17 protein-coding genes and 1 other RNA gene are annotated in these 20,976 nt (G+C 53.0%); 7 read left to right on the forward strand and 11 right to left on the reverse strand.

Going from position 1 to position 20,976, the window contains the following annotated elements; translation table 11 throughout:
• Positions 1 to 5: 5 nt before the first annotated feature.
• Entirely contained in the window at positions 6 to 926 is a 921-nt protein-coding gene (locus tag EI42_RS07995; RefSeq protein WP_111320654.1) for a type 1 glutamine amidotransferase, read from the reverse strand.
• Positions 923 to 2,425 carry a Mur ligase family protein gene (locus tag EI42_RS08000; protein WP_211326073.1) on the reverse strand — a complete coding sequence of 501 codons (1,503 nt, stop codon included), beginning with the start codon at positions 2,423 to 2,425 and terminating at the stop codon, positions 923 to 925. Before EI42_RS08000 ends, EI42_RS07995 begins: the two co-directional genes overlap by 4 nt.
• Positions 2,426 to 2,911: 486 nt before the next feature.
• Here EI42_RS08000 and topA point away from each other — a divergent pair, with 486 nt between their 5' ends.
• Positions 2,912 to 5,254 carry a type I DNA topoisomerase gene (gene topA, locus EI42_RS08005; RefSeq protein WP_111320656.1) on the forward strand — a complete coding sequence of 781 codons (2,343 nt, stop codon included), beginning with the start codon at positions 2,912 to 2,914 and terminating at the stop codon, positions 5,252 to 5,254.
• A 285-nt stretch (positions 5,255 to 5,539) separates the two neighbouring features.
• Positions 5,540 to 6,625 carry an isocitrate/isopropylmalate family dehydrogenase gene (locus EI42_RS08010; RefSeq protein WP_174843931.1) on the forward strand — a complete coding sequence of 362 codons (1,086 nt, stop codon included), beginning with the start codon at positions 5,540 to 5,542 and terminating at the stop codon, positions 6,623 to 6,625.
• 126 nt (positions 6,626 to 6,751) lie between these two features.
• On the opposite strand, the gene glpX is transcribed toward EI42_RS08010, so the two are convergent.
• Positions 6,752 to 7,750, reverse strand: coding sequence for a class II fructose-bisphosphatase (gene glpX / locus EI42_RS08015; protein WP_281278970.1), 999 nt, complete (start codon positions 7,748 to 7,750; stop codon positions 6,752 to 6,754).
• A gap of 16 nt (positions 7,751 to 7,766) precedes the next feature.
• A complete protein-coding gene (gene gmk / locus EI42_RS08020; protein ID WP_111320707.1) occupies positions 7,767 to 8,423 on the reverse strand; it encodes a guanylate kinase in 657 nt (218 codons plus the stop codon).
• Between the two features lie 156 nt (positions 8,424 to 8,579).
• On the opposite strand from gmk, the gene EI42_RS08025 reads away from it, so the two are divergent.
• Positions 8,580 to 10,664 carry an Rqc2 family fibronectin-binding protein gene (locus EI42_RS08025; RefSeq protein WP_170142450.1) on the forward strand — a complete coding sequence of 695 codons (2,085 nt, stop codon included), beginning with the start codon at positions 8,580 to 8,582 and terminating at the stop codon, positions 10,662 to 10,664.
• Here the strand turns inward: EI42_RS08025 and rpoN are convergent.
• The 3 genes from rpoN to selD are packed head-to-tail and all read right to left on the reverse strand — an operon-like array spanning position 10,661 to position 13,869.
• Entirely contained in the window at positions 10,661 to 12,097 is a 1,437-nt protein-coding gene (rpoN, locus tag EI42_RS08030; protein WP_111320662.1) for an RNA polymerase factor sigma-54, read from the reverse strand. The genes EI42_RS08025 and rpoN overlap by 4 nt on opposite strands.
• Before the next feature lie 33 nt (positions 12,098 to 12,130).
• Entirely contained in the window at positions 12,131 to 12,811 is a 681-nt protein-coding gene (gene rnc / locus EI42_RS08035) for a ribonuclease III (RefSeq protein ID WP_111320664.1), read from the reverse strand.
• Positions 12,811 to 13,869, reverse strand: a complete 1,059-nt coding sequence (gene selD, locus EI42_RS08040; RefSeq protein ID WP_111320666.1) for a selenide, water dikinase SelD — start codon at positions 13,867 to 13,869, stop codon at positions 12,811 to 12,813. Before selD ends, rnc begins: the two co-directional genes overlap by 1 nt.
• A gap of 202 nt (positions 13,870 to 14,071) precedes the next feature.
• On the opposite strand from selD, the gene EI42_RS08045 reads away from it, so the two are divergent.
• Both EI42_RS08045 and rnpB read left to right on the forward strand, forming a co-directional pair.
• Complete coding sequence (locus EI42_RS08045; RefSeq protein ID WP_111320668.1) at positions 14,072 to 14,734, forward strand: hypothetical protein; 663 nt, start codon at positions 14,072 to 14,074, stop codon at positions 14,732 to 14,734.
• 99 nt (positions 14,735 to 14,833) lie between these two features.
• Positions 14,834 to 15,211: RNase P RNA component class A (gene rnpB / locus EI42_RS08050), an RNA gene on the forward strand.
• A gap of 104 nt (positions 15,212 to 15,315) precedes the next feature.
• On the opposite strand, the gene EI42_RS08055 is transcribed toward rnpB, so the two are convergent.
• Complete coding sequence (locus tag EI42_RS08055; protein WP_111320670.1) at positions 15,316 to 15,513, reverse strand: hypothetical protein; 198 nt, start codon at positions 15,511 to 15,513, stop codon at positions 15,316 to 15,318.
• Positions 15,514 to 15,844: 331 nt separating this feature from the next.
• The gene (locus tag EI42_RS08060) at positions 15,845 to 16,993 is read right to left on the reverse strand and encodes a glycerate kinase (RefSeq protein WP_111320672.1); all 1,149 of its coding nucleotides are present in this window, start codon (positions 16,991 to 16,993) and stop codon (positions 15,845 to 15,847) included.
• Positions 16,994 to 17,157: 164 nt separating this feature from the next.
• Here EI42_RS08060 and EI42_RS08065 point away from each other — a divergent pair, with 164 nt between their 5' ends.
• Positions 17,158 to 18,018, forward strand: a complete 861-nt coding sequence (locus EI42_RS08065; protein WP_111320674.1) for a cytochrome c oxidase assembly protein — start codon at positions 17,158 to 17,160, stop codon at positions 18,016 to 18,018.
• Positions 18,019 to 18,037: 19 nt separating this feature from the next.
• Here EI42_RS08065 and aat read toward each other — a convergent pair whose 3' ends face one another.
• Complete coding sequence (gene aat / locus EI42_RS08070; RefSeq protein ID WP_111320709.1) at positions 18,038 to 18,634, reverse strand: leucyl/phenylalanyl-tRNA--protein transferase; 597 nt, start codon at positions 18,632 to 18,634, stop codon at positions 18,038 to 18,040.
• Positions 18,635 to 18,771: 137 nt separating this feature from the next.
• On the opposite strand from aat, the gene EI42_RS08075 reads away from it, so the two are divergent.
• A complete protein-coding gene (locus EI42_RS08075; protein WP_111320676.1) occupies positions 18,772 to 19,137 on the forward strand; it encodes a YbjQ family protein in 366 nt (121 codons plus the stop codon).
• A 41-nt stretch (positions 19,138 to 19,178) separates the two neighbouring features.
• Here the strand turns inward: EI42_RS08075 and EI42_RS08080 are convergent, their stop codons facing one another.
• Positions 19,179 to 20,930, reverse strand: a complete 1,752-nt coding sequence (locus tag EI42_RS08080) for a lipopolysaccharide biosynthesis protein (RefSeq protein ID WP_111320678.1) — start codon at positions 20,928 to 20,930, stop codon at positions 19,179 to 19,181.
• Positions 20,931 to 20,976 lie beyond the last annotated feature (46 nt).

Raw genomic sequence — 20,976 nt, forward strand, 5'->3', positions numbered from 1 at the left:
ATTTGCTATTTTTTATACGCACTCAGAGCTGTTAGGGCTGCACTATGTAATCCGAGACGCTCAAGTATATACGCATGTGCCTCCCACTCTAGTTTATCATCTAGAGGTGTAAGAATGTCAGATGGTTTTAGCGAATTTTCTGTTTTCTTTTCGGCTGCCAGAGCGACTGTTCCATTCTGATGTAGCCCTTGAGCTGCGTGATCCGCGGTTTCAGACGGCTCTGTTTGCCCTGCCATAGCTAAAAGGTACTCTTCCCCATATTTGCGTTTGAGCGCCAGATAGATGAGATGATCGGCAAAGTGAGGGTTCTTTGGAAGCAGGGAACCGTGCAGATAGGTACCATAGGCATTGCGATAGATCGCGCCCTCGGTTCGATCTTCCGCATTGTTGCCCGAGCCTTTGAGTACCTTTCCCAAAGGCTTGGCCGTTCCCAGATAGGTGCGTCCGCCGTGGTTTTCAAAGCCTACAAGCGTTGAGCCATTCCAGCTCAGGGCGATATTGCCAATGCAGCGTGGAGAACGCGGTCCCTTGTGAATGGTCCAGGCATCAAAGACACCCAGGCCTCGCATATCCGGACCCTCCGCCGGACGATAATAGTGGGCAAGAAGCTGATAGCCCCCACAGACTGCCAGGACGGGCATATCATCTTCAATGGCTGCCCATAGACCAATGGCTTTAAGCTCATAGAGATCCTGAGCGACCGGCGCCTGCTCCTTATCCTGCCCGCCACCAATGAAGAGCATGTCGTACTCATCAGGAGCGAGAGCGTCACCGATGCCCAGACCAACGGCACGAAACTGGATGCCGCGCATCTGGCAGCGATATTGAAGCGTCATAATATTGCCGCGATCGCCATAGAGATTGAGCTGATCGGGGTAGAGATGACCCAATGTTAACGTGAGAGGTCTGACGAAATCGTGCGTCATCCGTCTCTTCCTTCCCAGTAGCGAGAGGTCAGGCCTCGCTCTTCTAACTCATGATGTAATTCTAGCAAACCTGTGTACGTTGGAACAATAAACAGCGTTTCACCAGTGGGTGTTTGTTCAAGGGCCAGGTCGAGTGCCTGCTTCAGGCCATAGAGATGAGTCGCGGTCTCAATGGTGATCGGCGTGGCGGTCTTCTTCTTGCGGCGTGCGCTGTTGCCTCTCTCTTCGCGTTGCAGGCGTAGTGGCGTCGAAGGGATAATCGCCATCTCGGCTTCTGGAACGCCCGCGTACTTGAGTCGTAGCCCGAGATCGCGTGCTCTGGTGCCGGACAGGACCAGCGATGAGGTATGCTCTACCACCCGTTCAAAATCAACATCCCAGATCCATGAGACATCCTGCCCATCAGCGATTTTGTCGTTCAGCACAAAGAGGACATGGCGTTTCTCTTGATCGGCGAAGAGTGTCCGAAGGACCTCGTTAAAGCCGGTCGGGTTTTTTGCAAGCAGGAGGCGAATGGTTTTACCATCAGCCTGAATACGCTCGCCGCGCCCGAAGACAGGCTTGGATTGCCCGATACCATTTTCGATTGGCTCCCAGTCAATACCAAGTGTGCGTGCGACAGCGATAGCAGCCAGCGCATTATAAATGTTATAGAGGCCGGGAAGCGGCACGATCAGGGTATGTTCTTCACCGTGGGCCTGCACACGAATGCGATAGCGGTCAAAGCCCTCTGTTTGAACCTCTACTGCGCTGATCTGTGGCTGCGCGCGTTCCTGCCCGCAGTTTGGACAGCGATAGTGTCCGAGGTGGCTGTAAATGCGCACTGCATACTCATACTCGTGGCCGCATTGAGAGCAGGTTCGCGTATCGATTACCTGATGATTCTGTTCACCTGTCTGCTCAGATTGGAGATTGAGAGCCGTATCATTGATACCGAAATAAACAATCTGTCCCTTGAATGAGTTGCCTAACTGCGCAATAGTGGGATCATCGGCATTGAGCACAAGGATGGTCTCGGGAGAGAGGTGTTCAAGCGCTTTCTGCCAGTTGGTGAGCACTGTATCAACCTCACCATAGCGGTCGAGCTGATCCCGGAAGAGATTGTTGAACACAATGATGCGTGGCGAAATTTCATTGAGCGCTTGAGGAATGGTGGCCTCATCAACTTCAAAGACGGAGATTGCCTGACCTGAGCGGCGTAAGCGGCCGGTCGGGCGTGCTCGGATGACCAGAGAGCTGGCAATGCCGCGCATCAGATTTGAACCCTCGCGGTTTCTCCAGACACGCAGGCCCGCATCGCGTAGGATAGAGGAAACAAAATTGCTGGTGGTCGTCTTCCCATTTGTACCGGTGATCATCAGACTGCCATATGCGAGTTGCGCAGCCAGATAACTGACCACCCCGGGATACATACGTTGTGCGACCACACCGGGGACGCTGGTACCCCCACCCAGATGCAGGCGTCGACTGATTGCCCCAAAGGCACGACCCGCGGTCACAGCCAGAGCTGCCCTCAAGGGATTATGCTTTCGCTTCTGTCGTGAGTGTCTCACTTTCTCCTTCACTGGACGAATGGAAGGAGCAGTGCTAGCTTCAGGATGCTTTTGCTCCTGCTCTATATGTCGTCGAGACGAACGATATTTCCGCATGTTGCTTCTCCGAGCCTGCGCACTTTCTACTATTACGTACAATCGAATGCAGCATAGCATGCAAGCTCGATGGGGGTCAAGAGAGGGAGAGAGAATAGCTGTGCTTCGCGGTAATACAGCAGCAATCGCGGCTTCAGGATAGGAGAAAATAGCTACTTGTCATATGTGCTACTCTATCCTTAACTCACGGTACTGGACAGTAGCTACTTGTCAAACTATGCTATTCTATGCTTTGGGAATATTCACCATGTAAAAGCGAGTTTCGCAAGAAGGAAGATAGTGTGAACGGTCTATGGTATCGGAACTTGTAAATAACGAAGGTCAGGAATTAGGTCGATGGCAAAGAAACTTGTGATCGTAGAATCGCCAGCGAAAGCGAAGACAATCGAAAAATTTCTCGGTCGAGGCTTTGAGGTACGAGCCTCTATGGGCCATATCGTCGATTTGCCGAAGAAAGGTTTAGGTGTTAACACTCGAAAAGATTTCGCGCCCAAGTACGAGGTAATCGAGAATAAGGATAAACTCATCAATGAATTGAAGGCGGCCTCTAGCAAGGCAGATGAAGTCTATCTTGCTCCTGACCCTGACCGTGAGGGTGAATTTATCGCATGGTCTTTGAAGAACGTTCTGGGTTTGAATAACCCCCACCGTGCAGTCTTCCACGAGATAACGAAGCGTGCTGTGCAGGATGCGATTGCTCATCCCCGGCTGATTAACGAAGACCTCTTTAATGCTCAGCAGGCCCGGCGGGTGCTGGATCGGCTGGTCGGATATAAGATCAGTCCGTTGTTGTGGCGGCGGATCCAATCAGGGACAAGTGCGGGCCGTGTGCAATCTGTGGCACTCCGGCTGATCTGTGATCGTGAGGCTGAAATTCAGGCATTTGTTCCTGAGGAATACTGGAGCATCACGGCGACGCTGAGCAAACAGCAGCAAGCGGAACGCTTTGATGCTGTCCTGATCTCGCGTGTTAAAGACATGGGAACCCCCGGCGATGAAAGTGGGGAAGATGGTGAGGGTGATGCCACTCCCGGAAAGGGAACCCGGAAAGGCAGGATCAAGATCTCTTCAAAAGAGGAGGCGGATGCTGTCCTTGCCGAGTTGCAGGGCGCAACCTATACCGTTCTCAAGTATGAAGAGCGGGAGCAGCGCCGACAGCCGTACCTGCCATATACAACCAGTACGATGCAGCAGGATGCCTCGGTCCGGCTCTACTTTAAACCAAAGAAAACTATGAGCGTTGCGCAGCAGCTCTATGAGGGTATTGAGCTCGGCGAACGCGGCCATCAGGGCTTGATTACCTATATGCGTACCGATTCAACGCGCATCTCAGAAGAAGCTCAGAAGATGGTCAAAGACTTTATTCACGACGAGTTTGGTCAGGAGTATGTTGGACCCGGGCGCACTGGTAAGGCAAAAGCGACCACACAGGATGCGCACGAAGCGATCCGCCCAACGGACGTGTCCCTGACGCCCCAGAGTGTGAAAGCATATCTAACAAACGATCAGTTCAAGCTCTATGATCTGATCTGGAAACGCTTCGTTGCAAGCTTTATGGCTCCCGCCGTCTTTGATACGGTGCGGGTTGATATTCAGGCGCAGCAATATGTCTTCCGGGCCAATGGCTCAAACCTGAAATTCCCGGGTTTCTATCGGGTCTGGCCTCGTGAAGAGGACGAAAAATTGCTGCCGAAAATGGCGGTCAATGAGACGCTGGATATGCATAAGCTGAAGCCCGAACAGCACTTTACACAGCCGCCTCCACGCTATACTGAGGCGAGCCTGATTAAAGAGCTGGAGGAGCGTGGTATTGGTCGGCCAAGTACCTATGTGCCGATCATCTCCACCATTCAGGATCGCGGCTATGTCGAGCAGGAACAGCGACGCTTTATGCCAACCTGGCTCGGTATTACCGTCAATGAGGTGATGAATAAGCACTTTCCGGATATCGTTGATACCGGCTTTACGGCTGAGATGGAGCACAAGCTTGACGAGGTCGAAGAGGGCCGCCGCGCCTGGACCGAGTTTCTGCGTGATTTCTATGAAGGCTTTAAGGTGACAATGGAGAAAGCAGAAGCCGAGATGGATCGCGTGCAGAAACCGGTCGAGGAACTGGACGAAAAGTGCCCGGAGTGCGGGCGCAATCTGGTTATCAGAACCGGACGCTTTGGTCGCTTTATCTCCTGCTCTGGCTTCCCGGAGTGCCGGTATGGCCGCTCGTTTGTAAATAAGACTGGTGCGCATTGCCCACGCTGTGGCGGTGATCTGGTCGAACGGAAGACGCGTACCAAGAAACGTATCTTCTATGGGTGTAACAACTATCCTGCCTGCGATTTCGCTATCTGGGAGAAGCCAGTTCCAGAGCTCTGCCCGAACTGTGGTGGCCTGATGGTCCTGCCAAAGGGAGCGCAGAAACCGGTCTGCTATCAGGAAGTGATTGTCCCGCAGCAGGGTGAGCAAGAAGCACCCGTGCAGGAAGGCGAAACATCGACCAAAAAGCGGCGCTCGACCAGCAGGAAGGCGACGGCGAAAGAAAATGGCGATGCATCAAAGGCCAGCAAGACGCGCAAGAAAGCGACTACAAAGGCCAGCAGCACGGCCAAGAGGACAAAAGCGAGTGCCGCGAAAAGCGGAACGGCAACTCGTAAGAAAACAACGACTGCAAAAAGTAAATCATAGTTGCTGTACAAACTTTCGTGAATGGAGAGTATTCCGCTCGCTAAGTGGATACTCTCCATTTTTGTTGCTTCTGGCTGCTACAATACGGGAACAGGGACAACAGGAGTGTCCCCACTTTCACAAGGAAGGAAGCAGAGCGATCCCAGGCAATGGACAACGAGAAGAACGTGTTATGCCGTTGCCTCATCTTATGTGATATAATCACGGATAAGGTGAAGCCTCCTCTTTACCAACGGAAGGCTATGAGTATCAGGAGGCAGTTTTTTTGGAGGATAATGCATGTCCATACCGCACGCAGTGACGCTCATCCCCGGTGATGGGACGGGTCCAGAGATCACAGAGGCCACGCGGCGCGTGCTGGAAGCCACCGGGGTTCAGTTCAGGTGGGAAGTGTGTCAGGCGGGAGCGGTAACGCTGGAGAAGCAAGGTACAGTCCTGCCAGATGAGGTTATTGAGTCGATCAAAAGAACGAAAGTAGGTTTGAAAGGACCGATCACGACCCCGATGGGACGAGGCCAACGCAGTGCCAATGTGACCTTGAGAAAACGACTTGATTTGTATGCGAATCTCCGGCCCGCTAAGACCTATCCCGGCTTGCGTTCTCGTTATGAAAATATCGATCTGGTAATCGTGCGAGAAAACACCGAGGATCTGTATGCCGGTATCGAATTTCAAAGAGGCACCCACGAACATGAAGCCCTGCTTGAAACGATTGCCCGTACCACGGGTCACCAGTTAGACCAGGACTCCGCTTTAAGCATCAAGTATATCTCAGCTGCCGCCACCCGTCGTATCGTCCGGTTCGCTTTCGATTATGCCCGCACCCATGATCGTCGCAAGGTAACGATTGTGCATAAGGCCAATATCATGCGCATGTCTGATGGCCTGTTTCTCTCGCTTGCCCATGAGGTCGCGAAGGAGTACCCTGATATCCAGCATGAGGATCGGATTGTTGATAATATGTGCATGCAACTGGTGCAGAAGCCGGAACAATATGATGTTCTGGTATTACCGAACCTCTATGGCGATATTATTTCCGATCTCTCGGCAGGTCTGATAGGCGGACTCGGTGTGGCCCCTGGTGCGAATATTGGCAGTCAATACGCCGTTTTTGAACCGGTACATGGCAGCGCACCGAAGTATGCGGGTCAGAACAAGGTTAATCCAATGGCGATGATGTTTTCGGGTGTGATGATGTTGCGCCATCTGGGCGAAAAGGAGGCGGCGCTTCGGCTGGAAAAAGCCATGATGCAGGTAATCGGTGAGGGTAAATATGTGACGTATGATCTGAAGCCACGTCCTGATGATCCAACCGCTGTCGGCACCTCGCAAGTCGCGGATGCTGTCATAGAGCGGCTTCGGCGGCTCTAGCTTGCACGCACTGCCGTTGTTTCTCTCTGCCCGACACAAAAGAAGAGGGAATATCGAAAGAGGGAACGACTTCGATGAGCCGTCCCCTCTTGTGATGCCTGGACATAGATCTGTGTCGTCTTTCTATTAACGCTGGTCGAAGCCGGGCTTGCGCCATCTGTGACGGGCCTGAATATAGCGGACCGTGCCAGAGCGGGAACGCATCATGATCGAAGATGTACGAGCGCCCCAGCCATGATACTGTACGCCATCAAGCAGCTCACCGCTGGAAATACCGGTTGCTGCAAAACAGACTTCATCACCGCTGACCAGATCATCTGTGCGGAAAACCTGATCAAGATCAACACCATCAGCCTTGAGCTTCTCGCGCTCCTGTTCGTTGCGCGGCCAGATCTTACACTGGATCTCTCCGCCAAGACATTTCAGGGCTGCGGCTGCCAGAACTGCTTCAGGAGCACCACCGATACCGAGCAGCATATCAACACCGCGATAATCTTCCATAGCGGCCTGAATGGCTGCGGCAACGTCTCCATCGCCGATCAGGCGGATACGTGCCCCCACTTCACGCACCTGGCGAATGATTTCCTGGTGGCGTGGGCGATCCAGAATGACAACGGTCAAATCGTCAATGCGGGCATCGCGAGCACGAGCGATACGGTCGAGGTTGACCGCGATCGGAGCATTGATGTCAATGACGTTGCGCCCTGCCGGGCCGACAGCAATTTTTTCCATGTAGTAGACTCCCGGAGGCGCAGAATACATGGTGCCTCGCTCAGAGGTAGCAACAACGGCCAGTGAGCCCGGGAGACCGAGTGAGAGCAGGCGTGTGCCATCAACGGGGTCAACGGCTACGTCAACCTCGGGACCGTTTCCGTTGCCTACCTGCTCCCCGATATAGAGCATGGGGGCTTCGTCTTTCTCTCCCTCACCAATAACAACAACACCATTCATATCAACGCCATCGAGAGCGTTGCGCATGGCATCGACGGCAGCCTGATCGACCATCTCTTTATTTCCCTTACCCATCCAGCGCCCGGCGCTCAGGGCGGCAGCCTCCGTTACCCGTACTAGCTCCATTGCTAGATTACGCTCTCGCGTTCCTGATGGTGCAAAACGTTCTTCCAAGGTTATTCCTCCTTATTTATAACTCGACATAATGGGGGTTTGTGCGACAATGCTCTGCAATAATGATTGAACGCACCCTCTCGACGGCTTTGTCAAGGTGCCCCTGTCGATTCTCTACAATATAATCATAGTGTATTTGTTGTGCCAGTTCTTTCCTGGCGTCCGTCAGGCGTCTTTGTACCTGTTCCTCAGTTTCTGTTTGTCGGTTGGTCAATCGGTACACAAGCTCTTCGAGCGAACCGGGAACGAGGAAAATAAAGATAGCGCCAGGGACTTTGCGACGCACCGTGGCAGCACCCTGTACATCAATCTTTAAGAGCACATCGCGCCCATTGCGTAAGTTCTCTTTAATCGGCTGAATGGGCTGCCCATACCAGTTCCCGTGTACGTTGGCATATTCGAGCAATTCGTCATTTTCCACCATACGTTCAAATGTTTCGTTCGAGACAAAGTAGTATGGATTACCCTCGCTCTCGCCAACGCGTGGAGCCCGTGTCGTTACCGAGGCAACAACATGAAAGCCCATCCCCTGATCTTTCAGGGCCTTAATCACAGTGTCTTTCCCTGTTCCTGAGGGAGCGGAGAGGACGAAAAGGAGTCCCTGTTTTAATGGTGGCACAAGGGAGCTATGCTCCCGTGGCTGAAGCAGTGTATCGCCTGTTTCGAGTCGCATATATTCTTCCTGGTGTTCATTAAATATGAGGATTCGCTGTTTCATCCCATAGCATGGACGGCCAGCCGTTCAAAGGATGATGTACGAATAGATGCCACTTTGTTATACTGTTGTGCGTCACCGCTATGTTCGCGGGAGTACAAAAGAGGTCCCGGCATGGTGAACCATGCGGGGCCAACCTGCATCATTATTGTACATTGTACAACACGAATGGCATTCCGGGAAAGGTTATTGTTCTGCTTATTCGTGTTCACTCTGGTGATGATCGGTGTTGAGTTGACCGGACCCGGTCTAGATTGGAAAGGTTTTATGCAGGTAGATGCGATAACTCTGGCAGCAGTCGCCAATGAATGGCAGAAGCTGCTTCAGAATGCCCGAATAGATACTATTATTCAACCGACAGAGCACGCGATAGCCATGCAATGCTATGTTCCTGCATACCAGGAAGGGGGTGGTAAGAACCGCTGGATCTATCTCTCTGCCCATCCGCAGCTTTCTCGTGTGCATATTACAGCATTGAAGCCGCCCCGTATCACCAGCGAGCCGCCACCATTTGTGATGCTGCTGCGCAAGCATCTGGAAGGGGCTCGTATTGAGTCCATTGAGCAGCCCCGTTGGGAGCGCACGATTGAGATTATCGCTGGCTATAAGGGGGAAGGTGAGGCAAGAACTCGTTTTCGCCTGATCGTTGAGGTCATGGGCCGGGTCAGCAACATTATCCTTTGTGATGAAAATGAGATGATTCTTGGCTCTCTCAAGCGTGTTGGCGCCGAGATCAACCGCTATCGAGTGATTGCTCCTAATGTTGCCTATATGCCGCCGCCTCCACAGCAGCGCACGCTTGCCGGACAAACGCTGCCGAAGCTTGATCCTGCCAGCGTGACAGCGGCTCAACTGGCAATCTGTGCCTCGGAGGAACCCGATCCCGTGCAGGAGAGTGGGAAAAAGGGGAAGAAGGGAAAGAAAGATCAGGGCAAGCCGACACTGGCACAATTGCTGACTCGCCATGTGCAGGGATGGAGTCCGCTGTTAGCCCGTGAGACGGTGTTTCGGGCTACGGAGCAGGTGGATACACCAGTAGAGGCGGCCGACGAGAATATCTGGGAGGAATTGGCCTGGAATGTGCGCGACCTGGCCGCTTTGCCCGAAACAAAGCGCTGGCAGCCACAGCTTGTCGTTCGGAAAGCAAAGCCAGGTGAGGAGGAACAGCCGCTCGCCTTCGCGCCTTATGCCCTGGAACAATATGCGCTGAGCCAGGATGTTGAGGTGCATGAGTCGCCCTCGATCAATGGAATTCTGGATGATTACTTCGCCCGGGCGGAATGGCGTGATGCGATTGATGCCCTGCGTGCGCCAATGCGTAAGGTCCTGCAAACGCAGCGTGATCGCTGTATCCGTAAGGCGGATCTGCTTCAACGGGAGATGTCGGTCTCAGAAGAGGCGGAACGCGATCGGCTGTATGGTCAATTGTTGCTGGCCTATCAACATGAAATCCAACAGGGGCAGCAACAAGTAGAGCTTGAGAATTACTTTGAGGGCAGCGGCGATACCATTCCGGTGGTCACGATCCCGCTTGATCCGCGCTTCGACGCGGTGGGCAACGCGAATCGCTACTTCACCAAATACCATAAGTTGCAGCGTGCGCTTGAATTGTTGCCAGAGCAGATTGAGCAAAATAACGCTGAACTGGCGACAATTGAGCAGTTGCTAACCGACCTGGCGCTTGCGGAGACGCCAGCAGAAATTGAACTGGTGAAAGCCGAGATTCAGGCGGCCGGGTACATGAAAGGCAAGCGATTGCCTGAGAAGAAAGCCCAGAAAAAAGGGAAAGGTGGCAAGCAGACAAAGAAGGGAACGCTTCCCGGTGGTGGTGTGCCGATGCATGTCCAGAGCGATGATGGCTTTATCATTCTGATTGGAAAGAATAGCCGCCAGAACGAGGAGGTTACGTTCCATCAGGCAACCGGAAATGATATCTGGCTGCATGCGCGTGGTGTGCCGGGGGCGCATGTCATTATCAAGACGGCGGGGCGTGAGGTCTCGCGCCGGGCTATCGATCAGGCGGCGAGTCTGGCCGCGTATTACAGTCAGGCTCGTGGTAGTACCACCGTGCCGGTTGACTATACGTTGCAGCGTCACGTGCGCCATATGAAAGGGGGGGGCCCGGGTATGGTCATTTACGAGCGTGAACGGACGCTCTATGCATCTCCAGAGGAGGCCACCGCGCTTCTCAATCGTTAGCTGCGTTCTCGTGAAGAGCCAATGCCCATTTCTTCGCGATACTTGGTGACGGTACGGCGGGCCATTGGAATCCCGCGTGCTGTCATCAGGCGGGCAAGCTCTTCATCGCTGAAGCGCTTACGGGGGTCTTCGGCCTCGATCAATTCGCGGAGCACGTCTTTAATGCCAAGTGATACGTCAAAGAAGTCTGAGAGCGGCATCAATTTCCCGTTGGGGAGGAGCGCGTACTTGTTCGCTGTCGCCCGGCTCACGGTGCCCTCGTCCAGACTCAGCCGGGTGGCAACCTCGGCTCGGGTCAGCGGGCGCAGATAGCGAATGCCTTTCTCAAAGAAATCGCGTTGATAGTTGACAACCAGCTCCATAACCCGGCGCAGGGTGCGCCAGCGGCGGTGGACACAATCGACAAAGAAGCGGGCACGGTCGCTGTGCTGGTGAATATAGCGCTGATACTCTCCCTGATCGTAGGCTTTCAGCTCGGGATCAGTATAGTAGGCGCTGACCGAGAAGCGGTACCGTTTCTCTTCGATTAGCTCAATCTCAAAGCCATTTTCGCCTTTGCGGATAATCACATCAGGGCGGATATAGGTGGTGCCGCTATTGATGCCGCTCTCGGGCATATAGGTATAGGCAGGATAGGGATAGAGCGAGCCGCGAATAAAGGCGCAAGCATCGCGTACCTCCTGTTCACTGACTTTGAGCTTGCGGGCAATGTCCTGAAACTGGTTTTTGCCAATTTGGGGCAGAAAGCGATCAATCAACGTATGGGCCAGGGGGTGGGGGGTCTGAAGCTCGCTGAGGACTTTCAGTTGAAGCATCAAGCATTCTCGGAGGTCGCGGGCTCCAATGCCGATTGGCTCAAGGCTTTGAAGCTGGCTCAGCACGTACATCACGCGCTCTGTAGGCACATTCAGCAGCGTCGCGATTTCCTCAACGCTGCATTCAAGATAGCCACGTTCGTTGAGGTTTCCTACCAGTTGTTCGGCGATGGGGGTATCAGCCGGGGGGACCAGCGCCTCAAGCTGTCGGTAAAGTGTTTCCTGTAACGAATCGATCGTCGGGATATGAGCCAGCGGGTCATACTCGTCGTCACTATCGGTTGTGATAAAGCCGTAGTTGTCGATATCGCTCAGGGTTTGCTGCTCAGCAAGCCAGTATGGTTCGGCTGGATTTCTGAGCGAGGCAAGCTGCTCGGCGGTGAGGCGGGAAGAGGCAGCAAAATGTCCACAGTTCGAGCATATCTGCCCGTAGAGGGATGAGCCACAAAATAAACAGATCTTCTGCTCGACGACATCGAGAGCAGGATTATCTGTTTGTTCCTGATGAACAGCTCTTTCCAGCTCGTCAGACGACAGATGCAGAATCGTGCTGGACGTAATTAATCTGGCACTGACGCGAACTACCTGTTCTGGTCTGGGCGTTGGTTCCAGGCGCATACTCTCCCCCTACTCCCCACTTATCAACTTCCCTTAAATCCAACCAAAGTTTACTAATGCCGAATGAGCGGCCTCTTGTTCGGCTGTTTGCTTGTTCCGGCCCTGACCACGCCCGGCGACGCGCTCTCCTAGCAGGACTTCAACCGTGAACTCACGATTATGCGATGGCCCCTCCTGACTGACGAGTCGATAGGAAGGGGTGATGCCCTCTCGAGCCTGTGCCAGTTCCTGAAAGAGCGACTTGTTGTCCTTAAAGGCGCGTTTCTTGACGATCTCATGGGCGATCGGTTCCAGGCGTGGTAGTAAAAAGCGCTGTGTTGCTTCCAGGCCTTGATCAAGATAGAGCGCACCGAGGATCGCTTCAAACGCAGAGGCCATAACGCGCTGTCCACCGCCACTATTCTGTTCGCCTTTGCCCATCAACATATAGTTGTTGAGCTGGATTTCGCGGGCAAATTTGGCGAGGGTCTCGGTGCGAACAAGAATGGCGCGAACGTCGGTCAGTTCTCCCTCGGCAAGTTGAGGGAAGGTGCGATACAGAAAGTCCGCACTGATTAAGGCCAGAATGGAATCTCCCAGAAATTCCAGGCGCTCATTTGAACACTTTCCCGCCCCGGCGGCCTCGTAGATATAGGATCGATGTGTCAGGGCCATTGTTAAAAGGGAGGGATCACGAAAATGGACTCCTAAAATTGCTTCTAATTCCTCGTGCATTATTTAACCTCTAGCAACACTTGAGCCTCGTTGTCTACCTGCTCTCCTACTTCGCCGATTCGCCAGAAGGTAACATCCGGAGCGATTGCGGCGAGTTTCGGCCATACCTCGGGATCAATTGCGGCGAAAAGACCCCCCGACGTTTGCGGATCCCAGAACAGGATACGCTGATCCTCAGACACGTTTGCGGCGAAACGAACGCGCTGTGCAAGATACTCTTCATTGCGACCAGCGCCGCCGGGAATACATCCCAGTTCCACATAGTGGAGCGCTCCGGGAAGCAGAGGCAGGGCGTCAACTGAAAAGCGCATCGTTACTTTGCTCTGGACTGCCATTTCCCAGGCATGACCAAGCAGGCCGAAACCGGTGATATCGGTGACGGCATGAACCGCGTTGCCAGCAGCAACCAGCGCTTCGCTTGCTCGTCGGTTTAGTTGCATCATTGACTGGATCGCGGCATGCAAATCGGCTTCCTGTACTTGATCACGTTTATGTGCGGTTGTGATCAGCCCTGTTCCTAGCGGTTTGCTCAGGATCAACAGATCACCCGATCGCGCTCCCCCTTTCGTGAGGATGTGATCTGGATGAACCGTGCCGGTAACGGAAAGGCCGTATTTAGGCTCTCGATCAGTAACAGTATGCCCACCAGCGATGACTGCTCCTGCCTGTGCAACGATATCAGAGCCACCCCGCAGGATCTCGGTCAATATCGCGGCATCAAGATTGTCGGGCCAGGCCACCAGGTTTAAGGCCATAAGAACCTGGCCGCCCATTGCATAGATATCGCTCAGTGCATTGGCGGCAGCGATAGCGCCGAACGCGTAAGGATCATCAACGACCGGCGGAAAGAAGTCGGCTGTGCTGATGACTGCCTGGTGCTCATTTACGCGATAGACAGCTGCATCATCGATGGAATGAAGTCCGACTAGCAACTCTGGCGGCGCTGACATGTGTGTGAGTGGACGCAAAACTTGCGCCAGGGCCCCTGGGCCCATTTTAGAAGCTCAACCAGCACAACTGGCCAGAGATGTCAGGCGAACTTGCTTACCTGTATTCATGTGAATACCCTTGAAAAAATTTTCCTCTGTACTGATGTATAGTTGACATTGTAACTCTTTTTGGAGCGGATCGCAATGTACTTTTTTTTAATGCTGAAGAAAAATAGAATCTTTTGTATAATTTGGGTGAAAGAAAACGTTTTTCTGGCAAAAAGCGTATTACTACCATAGGTCGTTTCTTGTTGCGGAAAGGATGGATTCTATGCGGGATGTGGGACGCTGTATCGCTGTCTATCCAGATGCCAGAAAAATCATGCTCGGGAGACAGGGCCGCCTTTTGTTGAGTACAGTGGTGCCGCCGCTGGTATTAAGCGCTCTCGGGATATGGAAGCGCGGGAGCCGTGTCGGGAGTAAAATCGGGAATATAGGGGTGTTGGTTGTCTGGCTGATTCTGGGAATCTGGGGGGTGTTGATACTGCCCTGGGTCATCTTTCTCATTGTGCGTAAACCAATAGTACAGGTGAATGAGCAGGGAATATCCTACCGGATGCCGCCTTTTTTCAGCCCCTTCATCTCAACCCTTGCGCTTCCCTGGGAGCAGATTGCGGCCCTCTACGTGGAGCGAGCCGGACAGGGAGATGAGCATATGCTTTGCGTGCTCCCGCGCGATGTTGATGCTTTCCTTGAGGGCGTGCACTGGCTGAATTTGCCGCTGATGTCACTTTGCCTCACTGGATTTGGCGCTCCGGTTGCGATTCCGGCAGGGTTGCTACCCTTGACGGTTGAGGAACTGCACGCACAGATATGCCATCAATTTCAGGAGCAGTTTGAGCGTTATGCTATTAGTGCACATGAGCTTCGGATGTTTCCGTCTATAGAGCCAGTGGAGACCCCGGGAATAGATGCTTCTCTGGGATCGTTTTGAGGAGTGAAGACTTCCTTTAGGTTTCTGTTATCCTCCTCTTGATGAGCTATGAACCCTGGACGGGTGTCGGAAGATATGATACTCTAACGCAAGAGGATTTGAGGAAGCCAGGCAATCGCGTGCCGAAGAGGCGCGAGGAAAGTCCGAACTCCATAGAGCAGGGTGCTGGCTAACGGCCAGTGGGGGTGACCCTAAGGAAAGTGCAACAGAAACATACCGCCTGCCTGTGCAGGTAAGGGTGAAATGGTGAGGTAAGAGCTCACCGGCAACCAGGTGACTGGTTGGCCGTGCAAACCCCACCCGGAGCAAGACCGAGCAAGGGGATAGCCGGTTTACGGCTAGCGAGTTGCTCGCTCGTGAACCCCTGGGTTGGTCGCTTGAGGCGTCAGGTAACTGGCGTCCCAGATAGATGATTGCCACCCGTGTCGTCGAGAGGCGGTGCGGGCACAGAATTCGGCTTATGGCTTCTCTCAACTCCGGCCAAAAGGAAAAAGCTGAAGAGGTGCAGGCATCTCTCCTGTCTCTTCAGCCTTTTTTATGGGAAACAGCACACATTGCTTCTGTGCTGAGAGTATCCTTGGTTAGCGACTTAAACGATTGTGCTCGATAAGCCAGCGAATGAAATTCAGACGGCGGCTTTCCTGCACCATTTCACGATATTCTATTTGCTCTCCAACATGGTTTTTCATGTGAATGAGCCGTGAAGCCTCAACTTCAGTGAAACCAAGCGAAAGAAGATGCTGGTAATCTTTTTCTTCGATGAAAGGACGCTCTGGCATAAGATGACTCCCTTTGTGAATGAAGACGGCCTACAGGGACTGTACCAGTTTGATGCTTCACTTGTACGTATTACGTATAAGAACCCCCGGACGATACAAGCTGAAGGAATGAGGGAAGAAGCATTGTGTTCTATTTGCTATAACTTCGATCGGGGGAAGAAAAATTTCGTTGCTTCAAACGAATTTTTTCTTGTGTCAGAGTATATCATATTTCTATATGTTATGACGATAGTGCCGGGGAGAAATTCAAATGAAAGCAGGAAATATGGGGACGGGCCGCTAGCAACCTATCAGCCCGTCTGTAGTGGGATTGAAAGCGTTCTATGTAATGTTATGGATTGCTCTGTTGTTGTCCGGCTGCGAAAATACGAAGCATTCGCGCTGTGGCATCCGCTGCGAGCGTGGCCGCATTTCGCATTGATTGTTCCAGTGTCATGGGTCCCGTCGGCAAGACGGTGATCCCATCGAGGCCATGAGCGTAGAGGGTATGATAATCCTCGCCCAGTCCTCCCGCTACAACAAAAACAGGGACATGGTACTTTTTTGCTGCTCGGGCAACGGCACTGACGCTTTTCCCATATGCTGTTTGTCCATCAAGACGGCCTTCAGCGGTAATCAGGAGATGAGCTGTGCTGACCTGCTGTTCCAGTTGTACGGCTTCAAGAACAATCGCAGCGCCTGGGCGGCTGGTTGCATGAAGAAATGCAAAAAGACCGGCTCCTAGTCCTCCTGCTGCGCCTGCGCCGGGGATATCAGCGACCGCACAATGAAGATCGCGCTCGATAACGCGGGCATAATTGGCAAGGGCTGCGTCGAGTTGGGTGACCATCTCAGGGGTTGCTCCTTTTTGCGGCCCATAGACTGCAGAAGCGCCGGTCGGCCCACAAAGCGGGTTGGTAACATCGCAGGCAACCTCAAATGTACATTCTTGCAGCCGTGTATCGAAGTGTTCAAGCGAAATATGGGCAAGCCTGGCGAGGGCTGCCCCTCCTCGTTCCAGCTCGTGGCCCCCGGTATCGGTCAGTGATGCTCCTAACGCTTGCGCCATACCCGCGCCTCCGTCGTTGGTTGCACTCCCCCCAACCCCGATGATGAAATGACGACAGCCATGATCGAGAGCGGCTCGGATCAGCTCGCCCACGCCATATGTGGTGGTAATGCGCGGGTCGCGTTTCTCAGGGGGAACGAGCGGGAGCCCGGAACTGGCGGCCATCTCGATAACCGCTGTGGTGCCGTCTCCCAGAATGCCATAGAATGCCTGTACAGGTGTATTGAGTGGCCCGGTAACGGTATGATAGTGGAGACTTCCATGCGTTGCATCTACCAGAGCTTGCACGGTGCCTTCGCCACCATCGGCGATCGGAATCACCTGAATATCAGCGTCCGGGTATACCATACGTGCTCCCTCGGCAATAGCCTGACCAACCTCGGTCGCGGTGAGACTGCCCTTGAGTGCTTGCGGAGCGATAAGGATGCGCATTACATCTCTCCCTGCCTTTCTGCATATAAAAGAGTGCTGGTCTTCGGTATTATATCATGCAGAAATGCGCTCCTCGTTTCGTGATTTGCAAGTTCGAGAAGATTCCATTATAGTTAGCTGTGAAGATAAATCGTATCAGTCTTTTATTTGCGGAGTTATCAAACGTGGGCGAACAAACAATGCGCTGGTCGTGGAGTCCGGCTGCACTGATCACGCTTGTATTGCTGGCGGTGCTCTATGGCTGGACTGTATGGAGCGCGTGGAAACAGGATATAAAGGATGAGCGCGGTGAGAAACCGCTGCAATGGTATCATCTGGCGGCTTTTGGTGTCGCGCTGGTTCTGGCTTTTCTTATCTTCTTCTCGCCTGTAAACGCAGGTGGGCAGCAGTATTTTGTCCTGCATGCTGTGCAGCTCGTGGGGTTGACGACGGTATGTGTGCCGCTGATGATGTTTGCCTGGCCTGTTGCGGTTTCTCGGCGATTGCTTGGTTTGCCGGGGATTCGAGATATCCTTGAGATGTTGTCAGTGCCCTTGTTGAGCTCGCTGGCCTTCAACTTTGCCTTTATCATCTGGCATATTCCGGTCTTGTATGCGCAGGTGGTTAAAGATACCAATCTCTATCATCTACAGTTGCTCTGTATTTTTGTGCTGGCCTTCCTGAGTTGGGGACCGTTATGTGCTGCGTGGAGAGGAACGCGCCATATGCGTTACCCGACGCAGATGCTCTATACGTTTCTGGATGGGCAGCCGATGGACTGGCTGGCCTTTGCGCTGCTGATTACCACGTCCCCGCTCTATTCCTCATATCTCTTCCCCTCATTGCTTGGCATACCAAATTTTTCAGATCAGGCGGCGGGTGCGCTGGTCCTGCTGTGCCCGGGAATCGTTGATCTGGTTATTCTATCGGTTATCTTCTTCCGTTGGATGATGCAGATTGAGCAGCGGACACGGGCAAAGGATCAGGAGCGCGTGCAAGAGGAAGAGGAGTACGAGATAGAGTACGAGGTGATTGAAAAACAGTAGTTCAGGAGGCGCTCAGGTCTTACCAGTGGCAGGAGAGCTGAAGCGCCGCCTGTAATCGTCGTTCATACTCTTTTCGTGGAATCTCGGTAACTCCCAGCGATTGCAGGTGTGGTGTCAGGAACTGGGTATCATGGAGTACAAAGCCTTGTCGTTTGAGATGTTCTACCAACGCAACCAGACAGACTTTTGATGCATCAGTCGCATGGGAGAACATGCTTTCGCCCATGAACGCGCCTCCTAGCGTGACACCGTAGAGGCCACCGACCAGCGTACCATCTTTCCATGCTTCGACACTATGTGCCAGCCCGAGCCGATGCAGCAGCGTATAGGTTTGGATAAAGGCTTCGTTAATCCATGTTTCCTCGCGCATCGCACAGCAACGCATGACCTGCGTGAAGGCGGTATCACTTCGAATCTCATAAATTCCCTTGCGAATTGTGGCGCGTAGAGAGCGCGAAACATGCAGGTTCTCATGCTCAAGAATGGCTCTTGGGTCGGGTGCGTACCACTGAATCCGGCCATCTTCGTCGGGCATCGGGAAGATACCCTGCGCATACGCGGCGATGGTCAGTTGTGGATCAAGTGGTTCTGGTTGAAGGTGTGTCTTTCGGTCCATGAAATGGCTGTGTATATCCTTTACCAATCTTTTTCCTCCTTCTCATAGTATCATCATAGAGTGATGAGGGACAAGCAACGTAGCCCTGTCGCTGTACGTACTAGTGTTATAGCTTGCATGTTTTACGAGGGAGATGTATGCAATATAGTTCACCTGCTTCGGGTTTGACCATTCATAACTTTATTACAACCGCATTTGAACTGCCCGGCTATCGCATTGTGAGAAATCATGGTGTTGTTCGAGGCATTATTGTGCGTTCGCGTAGTGTGGCGGGCCAGATTGGGGCCTCGTTTCAGCAGTTGTTCGGTGGTAATATCTCTCTCTATACTGAGTTGTGTGAGGGAGCCCGGAACGACGCCTATGAACTGATGATTCAGCATGCACAGGAAGCCGGTGCAAACGCAATTATAGGCATGCGCTATGACGCGACTGAGCTGGCTGAAGGTGTCACTGAAGTATTGTGTTATGGAACAGCGGTAACGGTGGTACCGTTAGATCAGTAAGAAATGCGTATGGTGAGCCTGTTAAGGGCTCACCGTTTTTTTTATGCCTGTTTCTCTTGTGTCGTGCGAGTGAAGGGACGTAGATACCGAACCAGTGCGGGCTTCGCGCTCTGAATCGTCTCCAGATCCGCTTTTTCGAGCGGCTTGAGCCAGAGCAACAGGCCTGCACAGAGCAGGATAAAGATACTTCCAGTGGCAGCCAGATACCCGAGCAGTAGAAAGCGATCAGTTGGTTGCCAGAGAATCACCCAGAGAATGCTTGGAATCGCTGCCAGCGCCAGCGCCAGCAGGAAGCGCAGGGTAAAGCCAACAGGGTATTTCTGCGGCAGCTTCCGCCAGAGGAAAAGCAGCATCAATGAACCTGTGACAATACGGCCCATGCCATCTGCGATCAGAGCTCCTGCTGCTCCCAGCTTGAAATAACCGATGCACAGAACGCCGGTGAGGATGACTACGCCCAATCCCACCCACTGGCTGATCATGGCCAGAGACGACCTGTTGACAACGTAGAGCGTTGGCTGGTGAATATAAGTGCCCAGCACACGCATGATCAGATTGAAAAAGACGAAGACCGCCAGCAGCCCACCAACCGGACCAAAGCTGTCGGGGTAGAGCGCATGGGCAATACTTGGCGCGTTGAAAAGGCAGAAGACCAGTCCCGGAGCAGCCAGCAGTGTCTCGATTTTGATGAGTGTCTGCCATGTGCGCGAGAGGCGTTGATAGTTCTGGCCAATAAATGCGGCGGCCAGCGCTGCCCCGGCGACCCCCCCAAAGCCCGACACCAGCAAGAGATTCGCAGCATCTGCAAGCTGGAACGCCAGATTAAAGTAACCGATCTCTGTTAATGAGACAGCATAAACACTCAATAAAGTAATCGCGACCTGTTTTAACAGTGCTCCTGAAACAAGGTTTGTTAGCCATGCATTGAAGCCCAGTTTGAGTAGCGGAAGCAGCGGTTGATGGTACTGGGCGCCCCGTGAGAAGAGGAACGGCGCGAGGAAGAGGAAAAAGGCCATCATCTGAGTTACGGAGGTCAGAGCAAGTATCCAGAGCACGCCTTCGACTGCCCAACCAAGCTGTAGCACAATATAGCCAGAAGCAAGAATAGCCGCTTGCGTCAGGCTCCCGATAAAAAAGACAAGGCGCATGCGCATGAGTCCGGTGCAGAGTGCTGTTAACAGGCTTGCGACACTGCTACTGATGACGTAGATGGTAATCGGTAACAGATGTGCCTCTAACTCCGGGTTCTTAAGATCGCGGGCGGCTCCCTGCAGAGGCGGGATCGTTGCGAAAAGGTCTGCGAGTAGGTGTAGCCCAAAGAGCATGATGAGCGCGGTCAGGACAAGGACCCCCACACGCAGGAGCAGAAGGCGGCGAATCAGATGTGCCGCTGCTGCTTTCCCATGATCGGCAAAGACGCGCGGAATAAAGGTATAGGTCGCATCTTCAAAACCAAACGCGATAATATATAGGATCGTATTATATGCGGTTACCGCGACAGCATAGGCTCCGTACTGCTGATCGGAAAGCCCGTGTGTCAGAATCAGTACCAGCACGAACATGGAGATATAGACCCATAGCCCGTATGCCTGATTGAAGAGATAGCTTTTCGGGGTCTTCTTCAGAAGATTGGTAGCTTCGGTATCATTTTCCAATGGGATGGCTGTTGTGATATGTGGTTCTGTGGTTGGTATGCTACCCGGTGTCTCGTTAACCGCGGGGGCAATAATGGGCTGTACGCCAGTAATTGCTTGCTGGCGCGGTTGGGTCTCTCTTGATTGATCTGCACGCAAAAGGCGTAAAGGACGAAATGGCTCTTTACCCATAGGGATATTGTAA

The sequence above is a fragment of the Thermosporothrix hazakensis genome (assembly GCF_003253565.1).
GTDB lineage: Bacteria > Chloroflexota > Ktedonobacteria > Ktedonobacterales > Ktedonobacteraceae > Thermosporothrix > Thermosporothrix hazakensis.